The sequence below is a fragment of the Modestobacter sp. L9-4 genome (assembly GCF_019112525.1).
GTDB lineage: Bacteria > Actinomycetota > Actinomycetes > Mycobacteriales > Geodermatophilaceae > Modestobacter.
In genome coordinates this window covers 1,037,952-1,058,161 of record NZ_CP077800.1, presented here as the reverse complement: position 1 = coordinate 1,058,161, position 20,210 = coordinate 1,037,952, and the positions used below count along the sequence as shown (strand labels likewise).

Below are 20,210 nucleotides of genomic sequence, written 5' to 3'. Positions count from 1 at the left end.
GGCAACCGGTGTCCACGCGAGCAGCAGGCGCCGGTGACGAGGTGACCACCCGGCTCACCGGCTGGGTGGAGCCCGTCGTGGTCGCCGCCGGGTACGACCTCGAGGAGCTCGTCGTCCGTCCGGCCGGTCAGCGCTCGGTGGTCCGCGTGGTCGTCGACCGCGACTCCGGCGTCAGCATGGACGACGTCGCCCAGGTCAGCCGCGCGCTGTCGGAGGTCCTCGACGCGCAGGACGAGGCGCTGGGCCGCTCGCCCTACGTCCTGGAGGTCACCAGCCCCGGCGTCGACCGGCCGCTGACGCTGCCCCGGCACTGGCGGCGCAACGTCGGCCGGCTGGTCACCGTCACGGTGGGGCCGGAGAAGGCCCGCGAGCAGGTCACCTCCCGTGTGGTGCGCGTCGAGGACGACGGCGTGGTGCTCACCGTGGAGAAGGGCGGCACCAAGAAGGGCCAGGTGCGCCGCACCGTCGGGGAGCGCACCGTGCCCTGGGCGGAGCTGGGCGAGGCGCGGGTGCAGATCGAGTTCACCCGGCCCGCCGGCCACCGGGACGCCGCACTGGTCTACGAGCCCGACGAGACCGGGACCGACGAGCACGAGGACGACGGCGACGACGACCTCGACGCCGACGAGCTCGACGACGAGCTGTCCGACGACGAGCAGGACGACGAGCAGGACGACGAGCAGGACGACGAGCAGGACGGGCCGCAGGGCACCGACGACGACGAGCACCACCCGACCGGGTCCTTCGCGGCCGGTGCAGCGGGAGGTCCGGGCGACCGGCTCCCCGCCGCGCGCCGCGACGAGCCCGGTCGCGACCAGGAGGCAGAGAAGTGAAGATCGACCTGACCGCCCTCGCGGCGATCGAGCGGGACAAGGACATCCCCGCCGACACCGTGCTGCACGCGATCGAGAGCGCGCTGGTCACCGCCTACCGGCAGGCCGAGGGGTCCTCCCCGCACGTGCGGGTGCAGATCGACCGGACGACCGGCGACGTCGCCGTCCTGGCCCAGGAGCTGGGTCCCGACGGCGAGGTCGTGCACGAGTTCGACGACACCCCCGGGGACTTCGGCCGCATCGCGGCCAGCACCGCCCGGCAGGTGATGGTGCAGGCGCTGCGCAACGCGGAGCACGAGCAGACCTTCGGCGAGTACGCCGGCACCGAGGGCGACATCGTCAGCGGCGTCGTGCAGGCCGACGCCCGCCGCAACACCCAGGGCCTGGTGCTGGTCGACATCGGCAAGGTCGAGGCCCAGCTGCCGCAGGCCGAGCAGGTGCCCGGGGAGAAGTACGAGCACGGCAGCCGGGTCAAGGCCTACGTGGTCTCGGTGGCGCGCACCCCCCGCGGCCCGCAGGTCACCCTCTCCCGCACCCACCCGAACCTGGTGCGCAAGCTCTTCGCGCTGGAGGCCCCCGAGGTCGCCGACGGCAGCGTCGAGATCGTGGCCGTCGCCCGGGAGGCCGGGCACCGGTCCAAGGTCGCCGTCCGCACCTCGGTCCCGGGCCTGAACGCCAAGGGCGCCTGCATCGGCCCGATGGGCCAGCGGGTCCGCAACGTGATGGGCGAGCTGCACGACGAGAAGATCGACATCGTCGACTTCTCCGACGACGACGCGACCTTCGTGGCCTCCGCGCTCGCCCCGGCCCGGGTCACCAGTGCGCGCGTCGTGGACGCCGCCGCCCGCGCGGTGCAGGTGGTCGTGCCCGACTACCAGCTGTCGCTGGCGATCGGCAAGGAGGGGCAGAACGCGCGGCTCGCCGCCCGCCTCACCGGCTGCCGCATCGACATCCGCAGCGACGCCCAGCCCGCCGACGACGCCACCGCCTCACCGGGGGTCGGGCGCGCGCCGCTGCGCGCCAGCGGCCCCGGTGGCCCCGACGGCCGTCCCGCCGGCCGTGGCCCGCAGGGGGGTGCCCGCACTCCCGTGCGGCGGGCGGGACACCCCGGCTCCTCGGCGCGCTAGACTAGGAGATGGCCGATCCGTCGATCCCGGTGCGCACCTGTGTGGGCTGCCGGAGACGTGCACCGGTCACCGAGCTGTTGCGCGTCGTCGTCCGCGACGGGGGTCTGACCCCCGACCCGCGGCGGCGGCTCCCCGGCCGGGGTGCGTCCCTGCACCCCACCGCGGAGTGCCTGCGTGCGGCAGTCCGGCGCCGGGCCTTCCCGCGTGCGTTGCGCAGCAGCGCGACACTGGAGACCGGTGCGCTCGAGGAGCTCGTCTCCGCCCGGTCGTCGTGACCGGCCGGGACGACACCCCGGGCACCAGCACCGCAGGACGAACACCGTCGGACCGGCAACCGGCCGGTCCACTACGAGAGCAGGACGACCTCGGATGAGCAACCCGTGAAGTCGCCACGATGACCATGCACCACCACTAATTCCGAGGTCGAGCGGGCCCGCCGCCGGCCTCACCAGAGGAGACCCGTGCCAGGCAAGGCCCGCGTACACGAGCTCGCGAAAGAGCTCGGCATCGACAGCAAGGCAGTGCTCGCCAAGCTCAAGGAGCAGGGCGAGTTCGTGAAGTCCGCGTCCTCCACCGTCGAGGCCCCCGTGGCCCGACGGCTCCGTGAGGCGTTCCCCGGTGCCGGTTCGCCCAACGGCTCCGGCTCGACCGGCGCCCGTCCCGGCCCCGGCCCGCGCCCGGCCGCACCGCGCCCGTCCGCTCCGGTGGCCTCGGCCCCCGCAGCGCCGGTTGCCCCGGTCGCGCCGTCCGCCCCTGCAGCCCCGGCCGCACCCCAGGCCCCTGCGGCTGCCGCCCCGACCCCGGCTCCTGCCGCGGCGTCGGCCCCGGCTCCCGCACGTCCGGTCGGCTCCGGCCCGCGTCCCGGCCCCCGGCCGGCCCCGCAGGCACGTCCGGCTGCTCCCCAGGCCCCGGCCCCGAGCGCCCCGGCCCCCCAGGCCCAGGCCCCCGCGGCCCAGGCTCCGGCCGCACAGGCGCCCGCAGCCCCGGCTGCGCGTCCGGCCGGTGCCCCCGGCCAGGGCGGTCCCACGCCCGGACCCCGTCCGGTCGGCTCCGGCCCGCGTCCCGGTCCCCGTCCGGCCCCGCGGCCGGGCAACAACCCCTTCAGCAGTGGTCAGCGTCCGGCTGCCGCTGGTCCGCGCCCGGCGCCGGCGCCCGGTGCGCCCAGCCAGGCCGGTCCCGGCGGACCGCGTCCGGCCGGCCCCGGCGGCCCCCGTCCCGGTCCCGGTTCCGGCGGTCCCCGTCCGGCAGCCGGTCCCGGCGGCCCGCGTCCCGGCCCCGGTGCCGGTGGCCCGCGTCCCAACCCCGGCATGATGCCGCAGCGCCCGAGCCCCGGCATGATGCCGCCTCGGCCCGCAGCGGGCGGTCGTCCGGGTGGTCCCGGCGGCGCCGGTGGTCCGGGTGCGGGTCGCGGCGGCGGTGGCGGTGGCGGCTTCCGTCCCGGCGGTGGCGGCGGCGGTGGCTTCCGTCCCGGTGGCGGCGGTCCCGGTGGCCCCGGTGGTCCTGGTGGCGGCGGCGGTGCTCCGGCCGGTGGCTTCCGCCCCGGTGGTGGCGGCGGCGGTCGTGGCCGTGGGCGCGGTGGCTCCGGTGCGGGCACCGCGGGTGCCTTCGGGCGTCCGGGCGGTCGCGGTCCGGTCCGCGGGCGCAAGAGCAAGAAGCAGCGGCGTCAGGAGTTCGACTCCATGGCGGCGCCGTCCATGGGCGGCGTCTCGCTGCCCCGTGGCAACGGCCAGACCGTGCGGCTGCCGCGCGGCGCGTCCCTGACCGACCTGGCCGAGCGCATCAACGCCGAGCCCGCCGCGCTGGTCACCGCCCTGTTCCACCTGGGCGAGATGATCACCGCGACGCAGTCGGTCAACGACGAGACGCTGCAGCTGCTCGGTGCCGAGATCGGCTGGGTCATCCAGGTCGTCAGCCCGGAGGACGAGGACCGCGAGCTCCTCGACACCTTCGACCTCACCTTCGGCGACGAGGAGAGCGACGACGAGGACGACTGGGACATCCGTCCGCCGGTCGTCACCGTCATGGGTCACGTCGACCACGGCAAGACCAAGCTCCTCGACGCGCTCCGGCACGCCAACGTGGCGGGCAAGGAGGCCGGTGGGATCACCCAGCACATCGGCGCCTACCAGATCGTCACCGAGCTGGAGGGCAACGAGCGCCCGGTCACCTTCATCGACACCCCGGGTCACGAGTCGTTCACTGCGATGCGTGCCCGTGGCGCGAAGGTCACCGACATCGTCGTCCTGGTGGTCGCTGCCGACGACGGCGTCATGCCGCAGACGGTCGAGGCGCTCAACCACGCCCAGGCCGCCAACGTGCCGATCGTGGTCGCGGTGAACAAGATCGACAAGGAGGGGGCCAACCCCGCCAAGATCCGTCAGCAGCTCACCGAGTACGGGCTGGTGGCCGAGGAGTACGGCGGCGACACGATGTTCGTCGACGTCTCCGCGACCACCCGTCAGGGTCTCGACGACCTGCTCGCGGCGGTCCTGCTCACCGCCGACGCCTCGCTGGACCTGCGCGCCAACATCGGCCAGGACCCCCAGGGTGTCGTCATCGAGGGCAAGCTGGACAAGGGTCGTGGCCCCGTCGCCACGGTCATGGTCCAGCGCGGCACGCTCCGCGTCGGCGACTCGATCGTGGCCGGTGACGCCTACGGTCGCGTCCGGTCGCTGCTCGACGAGCACGGCAACAAGCTCAAGGAGGCCCTGCCGGCCCGTCCGGTCCAGGTCGTCGGCCTGACCTCGGTGCCGCGCGCCGGTGACACCTTCCTCGTCGTCGAGGAGGACCGGATCGCCCGTCAGATCGCCGACCGCCGCCAGGCCCGGATCCGCAACGCGCAGAACGCGTCGATGCGGAAGCGGATCAGCCTGGAGGACCTGGACGCCGCTCTCAAGGAGACCCGTCAGCTCAACCTGATCATCAAGGGCGACAACTCGGGCACCGTCGAGGCGCTCGAAGAGGCGCTGATGAAGATCGAGGTGAGCGACGACATCTCGCTGCGGGTCATCCACCGCGGCGTCGGTGGCATCACCAAGAGCGACATCGACCTGGCGCTGGCCGACGACGTCATCGTCCTGGGCTTCAACGTCCGGGCCGAGGGCCAGGCCACCGAGCTCGCCAACCGCGAGGGCGTGGACGTCCGGTACTACACGGTCATCTACCAGGCCATCGAGGAGATCGAGTCCGCGCTCAAGGGCATGCTCAAGCCCGAGTACGAAGAGGTGCAGCTGGGCACCGCGGAGGTCCGCGAGGTCTTCCGGGTCCCGAAGATCGGCAACGTCGCCGGCTCGCTGGTCCGCAGCGGCACGATCGTCCGCAACTCCAAGGCCCGTCTCATCCGGGACGGCGCCGTGGTGGCGGACAACCTGACCGTCGAGTCGCTGCGTCGCTTCAAGGACGACGCGACCGAGGTCCGCGAGGGCTACGAGTGCGGCATCGGGCTGGGGTCGTTCAACGACATCAAGCCCGAGGACGTCATCCAGACCTTCGAGCTGCGCGAGAAGCCGCGTCTGTGACGAGGCACCCCGCCCGTCCCGCCTGAGCACGCTCGGGCAGGACGGGCGGGGCCTGCCCGTCTCCTCCCCGGTGCGCCGGGGAGGGGACGGGACGGACACCGTCCGGCAGCAGAGAGGGAGGACGCCGGTTGTTCACGGGCATGCTGAGCGCCGACCTGCTGCTGGGCGACGTCCACTCGCTCAAGGAGAAGCGCGCCGTGGTGAAGCCGATCGTGGCCGAGCTGCGGCGCCGCTTCGCGGTGGCCGCCGCGGAGGTGGGGGAGACCGACCTGCACCGTCGTGCGCAGGTCGGGATCGCCACCGTCGCCGGTGACGCCACCCAGGTGACCGACGTGCTCGACGCCTGCGAGCGGATGCTGGCCGAACGCCCCGAGGTGATGCTGCTGTCCACGCACCGCCAGTTGATCAGCGACACGGACGACTGAACCGGGCAGGCGCCACGCCTGCCCAACTGTGAAGGAGCAGCTGAGATGGCCGATCCCGCCCGGGCACGCCGGCTGGCGGTGCGCATCCGTCAGATCGTCTCCGCCACGATCGAGATGCAGATCAAGGACCCGCGACTGGGGATGGTCACCATCACCGACGCGCGGGTCACCAGCGACCTCCGCGAGGCGACGGTGTTCTACACCGTCTACGGCAACGACAACGAGATCGAGGACTCCGCGCGGGCGCTGGCCAGCGCCACCGGGGTGCTCCGCTCGACGGTGGGCAAGCAGACCGGCATCAAGTTCGTGCCGACGCTGACCTTCATCGCCGACATCGTCCCGGACACCGCCCGCGAGCTCGAGCAGGCACTCGAGCGGGCCCGGTACGCCGACGCCGAGCTGGCCCGTGCCCGCGAGGGCGCCCAGTACGCCGGCGAGGCCGACCCCTACCGCAAGCCCGCCGTCGACGAGGACGACGAGGACGACGACCTCGAGGACGACGACGCGGAGGTGGCGGCCGAGGTGGGTGCCGGCCGCACCGACGGCTTCGGGGACGAGCGCCCCTCGGCCACCGCCCAGCGGAGCGCGTCGTGACCGAGGCCGTGGACCCCGACCCCACCGACCTCGCCGGCGAGCACCAGGGGGTCACCCTCGGTGGCCGCGAGGAGCCGGGCACCGGCGACCCGACGTCGGGCGGCAAGCACGGGCAGGTCGGTGAGGTGCCCAGCATCGCCGCCGACGAGCCCGAGGACGGCTCGCACTACGCGGTCGGCGGCGGCAACACCGACCCCGAGCCCCAGCAGCCACCCACCGCCGACCCGCAGTCGTGACCACCACCGTCGGTGCCCAGCTGACGGCCGCCGTCGAGCTGCTGTCCTCGGCCGCGGCGGCCGGCGCCACCGTGGTGCTGTCAGGCCACGTCCAGCCCGACGCCGACGCCCTGGGCAGCACGCTCGCGCTGGCCGAGGGGCTGCGCCGGCGCGGGGCGCGGGTGGTCGCGACGTTCCCCGAGCCGTTCGTGCTGCCCCGGTCGCTGGGCTGGCTGCCCGGTGCCGACCAGCTCGTCGACCCGCGGACGGTCCCGGCCGACGTCGACCTGTTCGTCAGCCTCGACGCCGCCTCACCCGGCCGCCTCGGTGTGCTCGCTGGGCTGCTGGAGACCGCCGGCCGGTCGGTCGTCGTCGACCACCACGCCAGCAACCCCGGCTTCGGGAGCGTGCTCGTCCTCGACCCGCACGCCGCCGCGACCGTGGTCCTCGTCGCCGACCTGCTCGCCGGCCTGGGCGTCGACCTCGACGAGCGGCTGGCGACCTGCCTGTACGCCGGGCTGACCGCCGACACGGGGTCCTTCCGCTTCGGCAACACGTCCCCGGCCACGCACGAGCTCGCCGCCCGGCTGCTGCGCACCGGCATCGACCACGCCGCGATCAGCCGGCGGCTGTTCGACACCGCGCCCTTCGGCTGGCTCGGCCTGCTGTCGACCGTGACCGGACGTGCGGTCCTGGAGCCGGAGGTGGGTGCCGGGCTGGTGCTGACCTGGGCCACCGCGGCCGAGGCGCGCGACCACGGGCTGGAGCCCGACCAGCTCGAGGCGCTCGTCGACGTCGTCCGGGCCACGGCCGAGGCCGACGTCGCCGCGGTGCTCAAGGGGTCCGACGACGGGTCCTGGGTGGTGTCGATGCGCTCCCGCGGCGCCACCGACGTGTCACGGGTGGCGATGGCCCTGGGTGGTGGCGGGCACCGTGCGGCCGCCGGCTACAGCTCGGCACTGGACCTCGACGGCACCATCGCCCGGCTGCGCGCGGAGCTCTCCCGCTGAGCCGGTCGATCCCCGCGCTGGCCGCACCGGCGCTCGTCGTCCTCGCGGCCGAGCCGCTGTACCTGCTGGTGGACACCGCGGTCGTCGGCAACCTGGGCACCACCGCGCTGGGCGGGCTCGCCGTCGGTGGGGGACTGCTGGCCTACGTCGCCGCCCTGCTGAACTTCCTCGCCTACGGCACCACGGCCCGGGCCGCCCGTCGCACCGGGGCCGGTGACCGGCCCGGGGCGGTGGCGGAGGGCGTGCAGGCGACGTGGCTGGCCGTAGGTATGGGCGTGGTCCTCGCCGTGGTCTTCCAGCTCCTGGCCGGCCCGCTGACCCGGTTGATGACCGGCGGCGCGGGTCCGGTCGCCGAGGCGGCGGAGCAGTGGCTGCGGGTGGCCAGCCCCGGGCTGCCGTTGTTGCTGGTGGCCCTGGCGGGCAACGGCTGGCTCCGCGGCGTGCAGGAGCTGCGCCGGCCGATGGTGTTCGTGCTCGCCGGCAGCCTGGTCAGCCTGGTGCTGTGCCCGCTGCTGGTGCACACCGCGGGCCTCGGGCTGGTCGGCTCGGCGGTCGCCAACCTGGCCGGGCAGACGGTCTCGGCGGCGCTGTTCGCCCGCACGCTGGCCCGCGAGCTGGCCGGCTCGCGGGTCTCCTGGCGACCCCGGCTGCCGGCGCTGCGCGCCCAGCTCGTGCTCGGCCGGGACCTGCTCCTGCGGGCCGCCGTGCTCCAGCTGGCCTTCGCCGCCGCCGCCGCGGTGGTCGCCCGCTCCGGCACCGCCCAGCTGGGCGCGCACCAGGTGGCGCTGCAGCTGTGGCTGTTCCTGGCCCTGGTGCTCGACGCCTACGCGATCGCCGCCCAGACGCTGGTCGGCACCGCGCTCGGCGCCGGGCGCCCGGACGACGCCCGGCACACCGCCGCCCGGGTGGTGCGCTGGGGCCTGGGCACCGGCGTGCTGGTCGCCGTCGCGCTGCTCGCCCTGCGGCCGGTGCTGCCCGGGGTGTTCACCGACGACCCGGCCGTGCTGGCCCAGGCCGGCGTCGTCTGGTGGTTCCTGGCGCTGATGCAGCCGCTGGCCGGGGTGGTGTTCGCCCTGGACGGCGTGCTGATGGGCGCCGGGGACGTCGCCTACCTGCGCACGGTGACCCTCGGTGCGGCGCTGCTGGGCTTCGTGCCGCTGTCGCTGCTGTCGGGCTGGCTGGACTGGGGCCTCCCGGGGGTGTGGACCGGGCTGACGCTGTTCATCGTCCTGCGCCTGGTCGCGGTCGGGCAGCGGGTGCGGGGGAGTGCGTGGCTGGGTGAGACGGTGACCCGGTGAGCCCGAAGAAGCCCGACGCCGACGTCCCGCCGTCCCTGCTGCTGGTCGACAAGCCCGCCGGCATGACCTCCCACGACGTCGTCGCGATCGCGCGGCGGGTGATGAGCGTTCGCAAGGTCGGCCACGCCGGCACCCTCGACCCGATGGCCACGGGCCTGCTGGTGCTCGGCGTCGGCGCCGCCACCCGGCTGCTCGGGCACCTGTCGGGCTCGGACAAGACCTACGAGGCGACCGTCCGGCTGGGGCAGCGCACCGTCACCGACGACCGGGAGGGCGAGGTCCTCGCCACCACGTCGGCGGCCGGGCTGACCGAGGACGCCGTCCGGACGGCGCTGGCCGCGCAGGTCGGCCCGCTGCAGCAGGTGCCCTCGTCGGTGAGCGCGGTGAAGGTCGACGGGAAGCGCTCCTACGACCGCGTGCGGGCCGGGGAGGAGTTCGAGCTGGCCGCCCGGTCGGTCACCGTGCACTCCCTCGACGTGCACCGCATCACCCGGCCGACGCCCGACCTGGTCGACGTCGACGTCACCGTCTCCTGCAGCACCGGCACCTACATCCGGGCCATCGCCCGGGACGCCGGGACGGCGCTGGGCGTGGGCGGGCACCTCACCGCACTGCGCCGCACCTCCTCCGGCCCGTTCGACACCACGCAGGCCCGCCCGGTCGAGGACGCCGCCGGTGCGCTGGCGGGCCCGGGGGAGGGCCCCGGGGTGGTCGCGCTGGCCGACGCGGCGCGGGCGGTCTTCCCGGCCCGCGAGCTGACCGGGCCCGAGGCGGTCGCCCTGGGGTTCGGTCAGCGGGTGCCGGCCACCGGCGCCCCGGGGCTGCACGCAGCGGTGGGCCCCGACGGCCGGCTGGTGGCCCTCGTCGAGGACGCCGGTCCGCAGGCCAAGGTCGTCGTGGGCTTCCCGGCCGGGGAGGACACCGCTGTGTCACCGGCGCCGCGGCTGGGCACGGAGGCCCCATGAGCGTCGTGAAGATCAACTCAGTGACCGTGCCGGAGGACAAGCGCGAGCGGTTCGAGGAGCGGTTCCGGGGCCGCGCCGGTGCCGTGGAGACCACCCCGGGCTTCGAGTGGTTCGAGCTGCTCCGCCCGGCCGAGGGCACCGACCGCTACCTCGTCTACACCCGCTGGGAGAGCCAGGAGGCCTACGACGCCTGGCAGAGCGGCCAGGACTTCGACCGGGCCCACGACGGTGGCGGCGACACCCTGGCGCCGGCGGCCGAGCGCTCGCAGAACCACCTGGAGAGCTACGAGGTCGTGCAGTCCTCCGGCCCGCACGGCGAGAAGAGCTGACGCCCCGCCCGCGCCCGGGGGCCGTCCCGGGCGCGGGCTAGGCTCGTGCTGCGGACCGGCACCCGTCGGGCCGCCAGCACCAGCACCTCAGGCGGGAGCCATGACCGACACGCTCAACGACAGCCGCACCTCTTCCCGGACGTTCGTCGAGGGCGTGCCGCTGGTCGTGGAGGACGTGCCGCGCCGCTCCGCCACCGAGCGTGCCGAGCAGCTGGGCGACCCCGGCTTCGGCCGGTACTTCACCGACTCGATGTTCATCGCCCGCTACCGCGCCGGTGAGGGCTGGGTCGACGCCCGGCTCACCCGCTACGCGCCGCTGCAGATGGACCCGAGCGCTGCCGCGCTGCACTACGCGCAGTCGATCTTCGAGGGTCTCAAGGCCTACGCCCAGCCCGACGGCAGCGTGGCCACCTTCCGCCCCGAGGCCAACGCCGCCCGCTTCGCCCGTGGCGCCCGCCGGCTGGCCATGCCGCCGGTGCCGGAGGAGGCTTTCCTCACCGCCGTCGACGCCCTGGTCGACGCCGACCGCGACTGGGTGCCCACCGGTGCGGACCAGACGCTCTACATCCGGCCCTACCAGCTGGCCGTCGAGCCGTTCCTCGGTGTGCGGCCCGCGCACGAGTACCTCTTCGTCGTCATCGCCAGCCCCGCCGGCGCCTACTTCCCGCGCGGCGTCCACCCGGTGTCGGTCTACCTCTCCGAGGACTACATCCGGGCCGCTCCCGGGGGCACCGGCGACGTCAAGTGCGCCGGCAACTACGCCGCCAGCCTGCTGGCCCAGGAGCAGGCGATCGCCGCCGGCTGCGACCAGGTGGTCTGGCTCGACGCGGTGGAGAAGAAGTACGTCGAGGAGATGGGCGGGATGAACCTGTTCTTCGTCCTCGGCTCCGGGGAGGACGCCGAGCTGGTCACCCCCGAGCTCACCGGCACCCTGCTGCCCGGCATCACCCGCGACTCGCTGATCACCGTCGCCCGCGAGCTGGGGCACCGGGTCACCGAGCGGAAGTTCAGCGTCGAGGAGTGGCGGGCCGGCGTCGCCGACGGCACGGTCACCGAGACCTTCGCCTGCGGCACCGCCGCCGTCATCACCCCGGTCGGCGCGGTGAAGGCCGGCACCGGTGACTTCGTCGTCGGCGACGGGGATCCCGGGCCGCTGACCATGCAGCTGCGGGCGCACCTGCTCGACGTCCAGCACGGGCGGGTCGCCGACCCGCACGGCTGGCTGCACCGCGTCGTCCCGGCCGTCTGAGCCGACGGTCGGCAGGGGAGTCGAGTGCTGCGCTGGCGCGGGTTGGACGCCACCCCGGGTGACCTGGGCCGGGCTGTCGTCACCATCGGCATGTACGACGGGGTCCACCGCGGCCACCAGCACCTCATCGGGGCCGCGGTGGCCCGGGCCCGGGCGATGCGTCGTCCGGCCCTGCTGCTCACCTTCGACCCGCACCCGGCCGAGGTGGTGCGCCCGGGCTCGCACCCGGCGATCCTCACCGCCGCCGACCGCAAGGCCGAGCTGGTCGCCGCGCTCGGCGTCGACGCGATGTGCGTGCTGCCCTTCACCTCGGCCTTCAGCCGGCTGACCCCGGGGGAGTTCACCCACACCGTCCTGGTCGAGCACCTGCACGCCGCCCAGGTCGTCGTGGGACGCAACTTCACCTACGGGCACCGCGCCGAGGGCGACGTGGAGACCCTGACCGCCGAGGGCCGCCGGTTCGGCTTCGGCGTCGAGGGCGTCGACCTGACCAGCGTCGGTCAGGCCCCCGACCCCGCAGGCGACGGCGAGGTCACCATCTCCTCCACCTACATCCGCGCCTGCGTGGCCGCCGGCGACATGGCCTCGGCGGCGCTGGCCCTGGGCCGCCCCCATCGGGTCGACGGCATCGTGGTGCGCGGCGACCGGCGGGGGCGCGAGCTCGGCTACCCCACGGCCAACGTCGAGAGCCCGCGGTACACCGCGGTGCCCGCCGACGGCGTGTACGCGGGCCACCTGGTGCTGCGCGACCACCACGGCGTCACCCGCAGCCGGCACCCGGCGGCGATCTCGGTGGGCAGCAACCCCACCTTCTCCGGCGCGCGCCGCACCGTCGAGGCGTTCCTGCTCGACTTCGAGGGCGACCTGTACGGCGAGCACGTCGGGGTGGAGTTCGTCGAGCGGCTCCGGCCGATGACCGCCTTCGCCGGCATCCCGGAGCTGCTGGTCGCGATGGCCGACGACGTCAGCCGCACCCGGGTCCTGCTCGGGCTCTGAGCGCCCCCCGCCGTCCCCGGGCGGCTCGGGACACCGGCTCGGCGGTGGGTCCGTGTAATCTCATGGACGGCGTCGGGAGACCGACGTGTGTGCCTGCTGCCCCCGTGACACAGACCGGGGGCCACACGTGACCTGCCCTGGAGGCAAAGATGGCGCTCGAGAGCGCGACGAAGAAGCAGATCATGACCGAGTACGCGACGGTCGAGGGCGACACCGGTTCCCCCGAGGTGCAGGTCGCGATGCTGACCCGACGGATCAGTGACCTGACCGAGCACCTCAAGATGCACAAGCACGACCACCACAGCCGGCGGGGCCTGCTCCTGCTGGTGGGTCGTCGTCGCCGCCTGCTGAACTACCTGGCCAAGACCGACATCAACCGGTACCGCTCGCTCATCGAGCGGCTCGGCCTGCGCCGCTAGCACCACCGAGGGGACCGCTCCGGCACGCCGGGACGGTCCCCTCACTCGTGCGGCGCCCGCCGCACGGGACCACCGGCCGATCGCACCGCCGCCCCCGCGTGGGCCGGTCCTCGGTAGTGGCCCCCGGGACAGCGAGCCTGAACGCAGGCACCCGCCCCGAGGGCTTCGATCGAGCACCGGTCGCCCCGGACGCCGGCCGTGCACCGCCGCGAAGAGGACGTCGCCGCATGCGACGTAGGAAGAGGACACGATGTCTTCACCCAGCACCGACACCACCGACTTCGACGCCGAGGACGGCGTCTTCACCGCCACCGCGGTGATCGACAACGGGGCCCTCGGGACCCGCACCGTCACCTTCGAGACCGGCCGCCTCGCCAAGCAGGCCGCCGGTTCCGTCGTCGCCACCATGGGCGACACCACGCTGCTGTCGGCCACCACGGCCGGCCGTCAGCCCAAGGACCAGTTCGACTTCTTCCCGCTGACGGTGGACGTCGAGGAGCGGATGTACGCGATCGGGAAGATCCCCGGTTCGTTCTTCCGCCGCGAGGGCCGCCCCTCCGAGGACGCCATCCTCACCTGCCGCCTGATCGACCGCCCGCTGCGCCCGACCTTCGCCAAGGGCCTGCGCAACGAGGTCCAGGTCGTCATCACCGTCCTGTCGCTGGACCCCGACCACGTCTACGACGTGCTCGCGATCAACGCCGCGTCGGCCTCCACCCAGCTGTCGGGCCTGCCGTTCTCTGGCCCGGTCGGTGGCACCCGCGTGGCCCTGATCAACAACCAGTGGGTCGGCTTCCCCACCCACGCCGAGCTCGAGGACGCCGTCTTCGACATGGTCGTGGCCGGCCGCGTCCTGCCCGACGGTGACGTCGCGATCATGATGGTCGAGGCCGAGGCTACCGAGAAGACGATCGAGCTCATCGCCGGCGGCGCCACCGCGCCGACCGAGGAGGTCGTCTCCGCCGGTCTCGAGGCCGCGAAGCCGTTCATCAAGGCGCTGTGTCAGGCGCAGGCCGAGCTGGCCGCCAACGCCGCCAAGCCCGAGGCGCACTTCCCCCGCTTCCTCGACTACCAGGACGACGTCTACGCCGCCGTCGAGGCGCACGCGACCGAGAAGCTGACCGTGGCCCAGGCCATCGCCGGCAAGCAGGACCGCGAGGAGGCCACCGACGCCGTCAAGGACGAGGTCAAGGCCGCTCTCGCCGGCCAGTTCGAGGGTCGCGAGAAGGAGATCTCCGGGGCCTTCCGCGCGGTCACCAAGAAGGTCGTGCGCCAGCGCATCCTGCGCGACAAGGTCCGCATCGACGGCCGTGGCCTGACCGACATCCGGCCGCTGTCGGCCGAGGTCGAGGTCCTGCCCCGGGTGCACGGCTCGGCGCTGTTCGAGCGCGGCGAGACCCAGATCATGGGTGTCACCACGCTGAACATGCTCCGCATGGAGCAGCAGCTGGACACGCTGAACCCGGTCACCCGCAAGCGCTACATGCACAACTACAACTTCCCGCCGTACTCCACCGGTGAGACCGGCCGCGTGGGCTCGCCCAAGCGCCGCGAGATCGGCCACGGCGCGCTCGCCGAGCGGGCGCTGCTGCCGGTGCTGCCGGACCGCGAGGAGTTCCCCTACGCGATCCGCCAGGTGTCGGAGGCCCTCGGTTCCAACGGCTCCACCTCGATGGGCTCGGTCTGCGCCTCGACGCTGTCGCTGCTCAACGCCGGTGTGCCGCTGAAGGCGCCGGTCGCCGGCATCGCCATGGGCCTGGTCTCCGACGAGGTCGACGGCAGGACGCAGTACGTCGCGCTGACCGACATCCTGGGTGCCGAGGACGCGTTCGGTGACATGGACTTCAAGGTCGCCGGCACCAAGGACTTCGTGACGGCCCTCCAGCTGGACACCAAGCTCGACGGCATCCCCTCCGACGTCCTCGCCGGTGCGCTGACCCAGGCCCGCGCGGCCCGGCTGCACATCCTCGACGTCATGCTCGAGGCGATCGACGGCCCCGACGAGATGAGCCCGTTCGCCCCCCGGGTGACCACGGTGCGCATCCCGGTCGACAAGATCGGCGCGGTCATCGGGCCGAAGGGCCAGATGATCAACGCGATCCAGGACGAGACCGGCGCCGACATCACCATCGAGGACGACGGCACGATCTACGTCGGCGCCTCCGACGGCCCCTCGGCCCAGGCGGCCGTGGACCGGATCAACGCCATCGCCAACCCGACGCTGCCCAAGGTCGGCGAGCGGTTCCTCGGCACCGTGGTGAAGACGACGGCCTTCGGCGCCTTCGTCTCGCTGCTGCCGGGCCGTGACGGTCTGGTGCACATCAGCAAGCTGGGCAACGGCAAGCGGATCGCCAAGGTCGAGGACGTCGCGAACGTCGGCGACAAGCTGCAGGTCGAGATCACCGACATCGACGCCCGCGGCAAGATCAGCCTGGTGCCCGTCGTCGAGGGCGAGGCCGCCGCTGCCGGCGACTCCGCCCCGGCCGACGACACCGCTCCCGCGGAGGCATGACCACGTCGCACGGTCTGACCGGGGCCGGGGTGGGCGCTGCGGCGTCCGCCCCGGCCCCGGTCGGCGTGACCGAGGTGCTGGACGTCGACGAGTTCGGCGGCCGGGTGGAGCGCACCGAGCTGCCCGGTGGGCTGCGCGTGATCACCGAGACGATGCCCGGGGTGCTGTCGGCGACGCTGGGCATCTGGGTGGGCGTGGGCTCGCGGGACGAGAGCCCCGCGGTCGGCGGGTCGTCGCACTTCCTGGAGCACCTGCTGTTCAAGGGGACGCGCAGCCGCACGGCACTGGAGATCGCCACCGCGATGGACGCCGTGGGCGGTGAGATGAACGCCTTCACCGCCAAGGAGCACACCTGCTACTACGCCAACGTGCTCGCCAGCGACCTGCCGCTGGCGGTGACGTTGCTGGGTGACCTGGTCACCGAGGCGCTCAACACGGCACCGGACCTGGAGTCCGAGCGCACGGTGGTGCTCGAGGAGATCGCCATGCGCGACGACGAGCCCGCCGACGCCGTGCACGACCTCTTCGCCGAGACGCTCTTCGGGGACACCCCGCTGGGCCGGTCGGTGCTCGGCACCGTGGAGTCGATCGAGGCGCTCACCCGCGACGACGTCGACGGCTGGTACCGCGAGCGGTACGCGGTGCCCTCGATCGTCGTCTCGGCCGCCGGGCGGATCGACCACGCCCAGGTGCTGGGGCTGGTCACCGCCGCCTTCGGCGACCGGCTGTCGGGGGACTCGCGGCCGGACCCGCTCCGGTCGGGGGACGACGTCGACCTCAGCGCACCGGCCCGCCCGGGCGGGCTCATCCGCCGGACGACCGAGCAGACGCACCTGCTGCTGGGTGGTCTGGGCATGGGCCGGCTGGACGACCGGCGGTACGCGGCCGCCGTGCTGGACGCCGCGGTCGGTGGTGGCATGAGCTCCCGGTTGTTCCAGGAGATCCGGGAGAAGCGGGGGCTCGTCTACAGCGTGGGCTCCTCGTTGACCCACTACGCCGGTGCGGGCAGCTTCTCCGTCTACGCCGGGTGCTCGCCCAAGCGCGTGCCGGAGGTGCTCGGGCTGGTCCGTGCCTGTCTGGCCGAGGCAGCAGCGACGGGGCTGACGGCCGAGGAGGTCGCGCGGGCGCGCGGTCAGCTCAAGGGCGGTCTTGTCCTGGGGCTGGAGGACACCGGGTCACGGATGAGCCGGCTGGGCAAGAGCGAGCTGTCCTTCGGGGAGTACCTGCCCGTGCGGTCGGTGCTCGACCTGCTCGACGGCGTGGACGAGGAGCAGGTGGCCGCTGTCGCTGCCGACCTGTTCACCCGTCCGACCTGCCTGGCGGTCGTGGGTCCCTACCGGGAGCGCGACCTCGACCGGCTGCTCGCCGCCTGACCACGTGACGTCCCAGGTGCACCAGCACGGCGCCGTGGCCCGTGGGGCCTTCGCGGTCGCCGTGCTGGTCTCCCTCGCGGTGCTCTTCGCCCCGCCCTCGGACGTGCCGTCGGCACCCCCGGGCGTGGACAAGGTGGTCCACCTGTCGCTCTTCCTCGTACTCGCGGTGACCGCACGGTGGGCCGGGGTCCGGTGGCAGGTGGCCCTCCTCTCCCTGCTGGCGTATGCCGCGGTGAGCGAGGTGCTCCAGGGCACGGCGCTCGTCGACCGGGACGCCGAGTTCCTCGACTGGGTCGCCGACGCCACGGGTGTGGTCATCGGGGTCGGCCTGTGGGCACTGTTCGGCCGGTCGCGGGGCGCGACCTCCCGCTGACCGTCCGCGGGTCCGCCTTGCGTCCGTCCCCGTCGTTGGTGAGCATCGCGGGATGACCACCAGTTCGACGGCCGCCGTCCCCGCCCCCTCGCCCACGACGAACGGCGACTCCCCGCTGATCTCGGTCGGTGTGCTGGGAGCCCGTGGCCGGATGGGCGCCGAGGTCGTCCGCGCCGTCGACGCTGCCGAGGACCTCGAGCTCGTCGCGATGGTCGACGAACGGGACTGGCTGTTCAACGTCGCGGACGCCGGCGCTCAGGTGGTCGTGGACTTCACCCGGCCCGACTCGGTGATGGAGAACATCCGCTTCTGCATCGACCAGAACATCCACTGCGTCGTCGGGACGACCGGCTTCGACGAGGAGCGGCTGGCCACGATCGCCGGGTGGCTGGAGCCCAAGCCCGAGGTGGGCGTGCTCATCGCACCGAACTTCGGCATTGGCGCCGTGCTGCTCATGCGGTTCGCCCAGGAGGCCGCACGCTTCTTCCCGTCCGTGGAGGTCATCGAGCTGCACCACCCCAACAAGGTCGACGCCCCGTCGGGGACGGCGACCCGGACGGCCCAGCTGGTGGCCGAGGCCCGGCGTACGGCCGGGGTCCCCGCCGCACCGGACGCCACCCGTGAGGAGGACTCGCTCCCGGGTGCCCGCGGTGCTGCCGTCGACGGCATCCCCGTGCACGCCGTCCGGCTCAGCGGACTGGTCGCCCATCAGGAGGTCCTGATGGGAGCAGCGGGGGAGACCCTCACGCTGCGGCACGACTCCTACGACCGGGCGTCCTTCATGCCCGGCGTCCTCCTCGCCGTCCGGGAGATCGGCCGGCGCCCCGGGCTCACCGTCGGCATCGAGGGCCTCCTGGGTCTCTGACCGCGTGACCCGTGGGGCGGATGTGACTGCTGAGGCGTCCGGACACCCGGCATTCACGTGACCTGCGCCGCAATTTCGTAGGTACCGACCAGCGCTGACCTGCGGGTTCGTGCTCCGGACGGCCTCCGGAACACGAAATCGGGTGTCCGGACCCTCCGGCCGGCTTGACGGCCCGTTCCCCGCCGCGTAACTTTCTCTTTGCGCCGAGCGAGACCGGGCCGGAAGGGCCGGGAGCCGCGAGGTCAGACCCCCAGGGTGTGACAGCGAGCCGTGCTCAGCGTACTGTGGGACAAGCCGTCACGGAGAACGACCGGGGAACCGGTCGGGGAACGTGCGCGTCCGCTCCTTGAGAACTCAACAGCGTGCCGAAAGTCAGTGCCAAGTAACAAATCCCCATACGGTGTCTTCGGATGTCGTTGGGTTCCTTTGGTTGATTGAACGAGAGTGCCAACTCTTGGTCTCAGCTGCGATCAAATCATCTACGGAGAGTTTGATCCTGGCTCAGGACGAACGCTGGCGGCGTGCTTAACACATGCAAGTCGAGCGAGGCCCATCTTCGGGTGGTGCCCTAGCGGCGAACGGGTGAGTAACACGTGGGCAACCTGCCCTCAGCTCTGGGATAACTCCAAGAAATTGGTGCTAATACCGGATGTGACCGCTGACCGCATGGTCTGGTGGTGGAAAGATTCATCGGCTGAGGATGGGCCCGCGGCCTATCAGCTTGTTGGTGGGGTAATGGCCCACCAAGGCGACGACGGGTAGCCGGCCTGAGAGGGTGACCGGCCACACTGGGACTGAGACACGGCCCAGACTCCTACGGGAGGCAGCAGTGGGGAATATTGCGCAATGGGCGAAAGCCTGACGCAGCGACGCCGCGTGAGGGATGACGGCCTTCGGGTTGTAAACCTCTTTCAGTAGGGACGAAGCGCAAGTGACGGTACCTACAGAAGAAGCACCGGCCAACTACGTGCCAGCAGCCGCGGTAATACGTAGGGTGCAAGCGTTGTCCGGAATTATTGGGCGTAAAGAGCTCGTAGGCGGTCTGTCACGTCGGCTGTGAAAACCCGAGGCTCAACCTCGGGCCTGCAGTCGATACGGGCAAACTAGAGTACTGCAGGGGAGACTGGAATTCCTGGTGTAGCGGTGAAATGCGCAGATATCAGGAGGAACACCGGTGGCGAAGGCGGGTCTCTGGGCAGTAACTGACGCTGAGGAGCGAAAGCGTGGGGAGCGAACAGGATTAGATACCCTGGTAGTCCACGCCGTAAACGTTGGGCGCTAGATGTGGGGCTCATTCCACGAGTTCCGTGTCGCAGCTAACGCATTAAGCGCCCCGCCTGGGGAGTACGGCCGCAAGGCTAAAACTCAAAGGAATTGACGGGGGCCCGCACAAGCGGCGGAGCATGTTGCTTAATTCGATGCAACGCGAAGAACCTTACCTAGGCTTGACATGCACGGAAATCTCCCAGAGATGGGAGGTCCTTTAAAGGGTCGTGCACAGGTGGTGCATGGTTGTCGTCAGCTCGTGTCGTGAGATGTTGGGTTAAGTCCCGCAACGAGCGCAACCCTCGTTCTATGTTGCCAGCACGTCATGGTGGGGACTCATAGGAGACTGCCGGGGTCAACTCGGAGGAAGGTGGGGATGACGTCAAATCATCATGCCCCTTATGTCTAGGGCTGCAAACATGCTACAATGGCCGGTACAAAGGGCTGCGATACCGCGAGGTGGAGCGAATCCCAAAAAGCCGGTCTCAGTTCGGATTGGGGTCTGCAACTCGACCCCATGAAGTTGGAGTCGCTAGTAATCGCAGATCAGCAACGCTGCGGTGAATACGTTCCCGGGCCTTGTACACACCGCCCGTCACGTCACGAAAGTCGGTAACGCCCGAAGCCGGTGGCCCAACCCCTTGTGGGAGGGAGCCGTCGAAGGCGGGATCGGCGATTGGGACGAAGTCGTAACAAGGTAGCCGTACCGGAAGGTGCGGCTGGATCACCTCCTTTCTAAGGAGCACTGGCCGCCGTCTTAGCGATGGTGGTCCAGAGCCGTGCACCGGCCAGGAGGCTTCCTCAATCATGAGGGGGTCCAGGGTGTTGGTGACGGAGCTCAAG

Annotated in this window: 18 protein-coding genes, 1 rRNA gene and 1 pseudogene; all 20 read left to right on the top strand. The window is 72.4% G+C overall.

Annotated features, from left to right (window positions below; all coding sequences use genetic code 11):
- Nucleotides 1–8: 8 nt before the first annotated feature.
- Nucleotides 9–833 (top strand): ribosome maturation factor RimP, encoded by an 825-nt coding sequence (rimP, locus tag KUM42_RS04890; RefSeq protein ID WP_237495446.1) that lies wholly within the window; start codon nt 9–11, stop codon nt 831–833.
- Nucleotides 830–1,960: a transcription termination factor NusA gene (nusA, locus tag KUM42_RS04885; protein WP_237495445.1), complete on the top strand. Its 1,131-nt coding sequence runs from the start codon at nt 830–832 to the stop codon at nt 1,958–1,960. The genes rimP and nusA overlap by 4 nt, the downstream gene beginning before the upstream one ends.
- A gap of 8 nt (nt 1,961–1,968) precedes the next feature.
- Nucleotides 1,969–2,235: a YlxR family protein gene (locus KUM42_RS04880; protein ID WP_237495443.1), complete on the top strand. Its 267-nt coding sequence runs from the start codon at nt 1,969–1,971 to the stop codon at nt 2,233–2,235.
- A 186-nt stretch (nt 2,236–2,421) separates the two neighbouring features.
- Nucleotides 2,422–2,562: pseudogene (locus KUM42_RS20105) on the top strand (translation initiation factor IF-2 N-terminal domain-containing protein); the annotation flags it as partial.
- Between the two features lie 1,077 nt (nt 2,563–3,639).
- Nucleotides 3,640–5,478 carry a translation initiation factor IF-2 gene (gene infB / locus KUM42_RS04870; protein WP_237496640.1) on the top strand — a complete coding sequence of 613 codons (1,839 nt, stop codon included), beginning with the start codon at nt 3,640–3,642 and terminating at the stop codon, nt 5,476–5,478.
- Between the two features lie 128 nt (nt 5,479–5,606).
- Entirely contained in the window at nt 5,607–5,903 is a 297-nt protein-coding gene (locus KUM42_RS04865) for a DUF503 domain-containing protein (protein WP_237495441.1), read from the top strand.
- A gap of 45 nt (nt 5,904–5,948) precedes the next feature.
- Nucleotides 5,949–6,497, top strand: a complete 549-nt coding sequence (rbfA, locus tag KUM42_RS04860; protein ID WP_237495439.1) for a 30S ribosome-binding factor RbfA — start codon at nt 5,949–5,951, stop codon at nt 6,495–6,497.
- Nucleotides 6,494–6,733 (top strand): hypothetical protein, encoded by a 240-nt coding sequence (locus tag KUM42_RS04855; RefSeq protein WP_237495437.1) that lies wholly within the window; start codon nt 6,494–6,496, stop codon nt 6,731–6,733. The genes rbfA and KUM42_RS04855 overlap by 4 nt, the downstream gene beginning before the upstream one ends.
- The gene (locus tag KUM42_RS04850; protein WP_237495436.1) at nt 6,730–7,722 is read left to right on the top strand and encodes a bifunctional oligoribonuclease/PAP phosphatase NrnA; all 993 of its coding nucleotides are present in this window, start codon (nt 6,730–6,732) and stop codon (nt 7,720–7,722) included. Before KUM42_RS04855 ends, KUM42_RS04850 begins: the two co-directional genes overlap by 4 nt.
- On the top strand, nt 7,719–9,020 hold the full coding sequence (locus KUM42_RS04845; RefSeq protein ID WP_370629353.1) for an MATE family efflux transporter: 1,302 nt from the start codon (nt 7,719–7,721) through the stop codon (nt 9,018–9,020). Before KUM42_RS04850 ends, KUM42_RS04845 begins: the two co-directional genes overlap by 4 nt.
- Nucleotides 9,017–9,985: a tRNA pseudouridine(55) synthase TruB gene (gene truB / locus KUM42_RS20240; protein ID WP_304610746.1), complete on the top strand. Its 969-nt coding sequence runs from the start codon at nt 9,017–9,019 to the stop codon at nt 9,983–9,985. The genes KUM42_RS04845 and truB overlap by 4 nt, the downstream gene beginning before the upstream one ends.
- Complete coding sequence (locus tag KUM42_RS04830; protein WP_237495432.1) at nt 9,982–10,314, top strand: antibiotic biosynthesis monooxygenase; 333 nt, start codon at nt 9,982–9,984, stop codon at nt 10,312–10,314. The genes truB and KUM42_RS04830 overlap by 4 nt, the downstream gene beginning before the upstream one ends.
- 100 nt (nt 10,315–10,414) lie before the next feature.
- Nucleotides 10,415–11,563, top strand: coding sequence for a branched-chain amino acid aminotransferase (locus KUM42_RS04825; RefSeq protein WP_237495431.1), 1,149 nt, complete (start codon nt 10,415–10,417; stop codon nt 11,561–11,563).
- A gap of 24 nt (nt 11,564–11,587) precedes the next feature.
- Nucleotides 11,588–12,559 (top strand): bifunctional riboflavin kinase/FAD synthetase, encoded by a 972-nt coding sequence (locus tag KUM42_RS04820; protein WP_237495429.1) that lies wholly within the window; start codon nt 11,588–11,590, stop codon nt 12,557–12,559.
- Nucleotides 12,560–12,708: 149 nt separating this feature from the next.
- Nucleotides 12,709–12,978 (top strand): 30S ribosomal protein S15, encoded by a 270-nt coding sequence (gene rpsO, locus KUM42_RS04815; protein ID WP_056287976.1) that lies wholly within the window; start codon nt 12,709–12,711, stop codon nt 12,976–12,978.
- A 250-nt stretch (nt 12,979–13,228) separates the two neighbouring features.
- A complete protein-coding gene (locus KUM42_RS04810) occupies nt 13,229–15,490 on the top strand; it encodes a polyribonucleotide nucleotidyltransferase (RefSeq protein WP_237495426.1) in 2,262 nt (753 codons plus the stop codon).
- Nucleotides 15,487–16,863, top strand: a complete 1,377-nt coding sequence (locus KUM42_RS04805; protein ID WP_237495425.1) for a pitrilysin family protein — start codon at nt 15,487–15,489, stop codon at nt 16,861–16,863. Before KUM42_RS04810 ends, KUM42_RS04805 begins: the two co-directional genes overlap by 4 nt.
- Before the next feature lie 4 nt (nt 16,864–16,867).
- Nucleotides 16,868–17,236 carry a VanZ family protein gene (locus KUM42_RS04800; RefSeq protein ID WP_237495423.1) on the top strand — a complete coding sequence of 123 codons (369 nt, stop codon included), beginning with the start codon at nt 16,868–16,870 and terminating at the stop codon, nt 17,234–17,236.
- Between the two features lie 52 nt (nt 17,237–17,288).
- Nucleotides 17,289–18,101, top strand: a complete 813-nt coding sequence (gene dapB, locus KUM42_RS04795) for a 4-hydroxy-tetrahydrodipicolinate reductase (protein WP_237495420.1) — start codon at nt 17,289–17,291, stop codon at nt 18,099–18,101.
- 478 nt (nt 18,102–18,579) lie between these two features.
- Nucleotides 18,580–20,102, top strand: a 16S ribosomal RNA gene (locus KUM42_RS04790).
- The last annotated feature ends 108 nt before the right edge of the window (nt 20,103–20,210 follow it).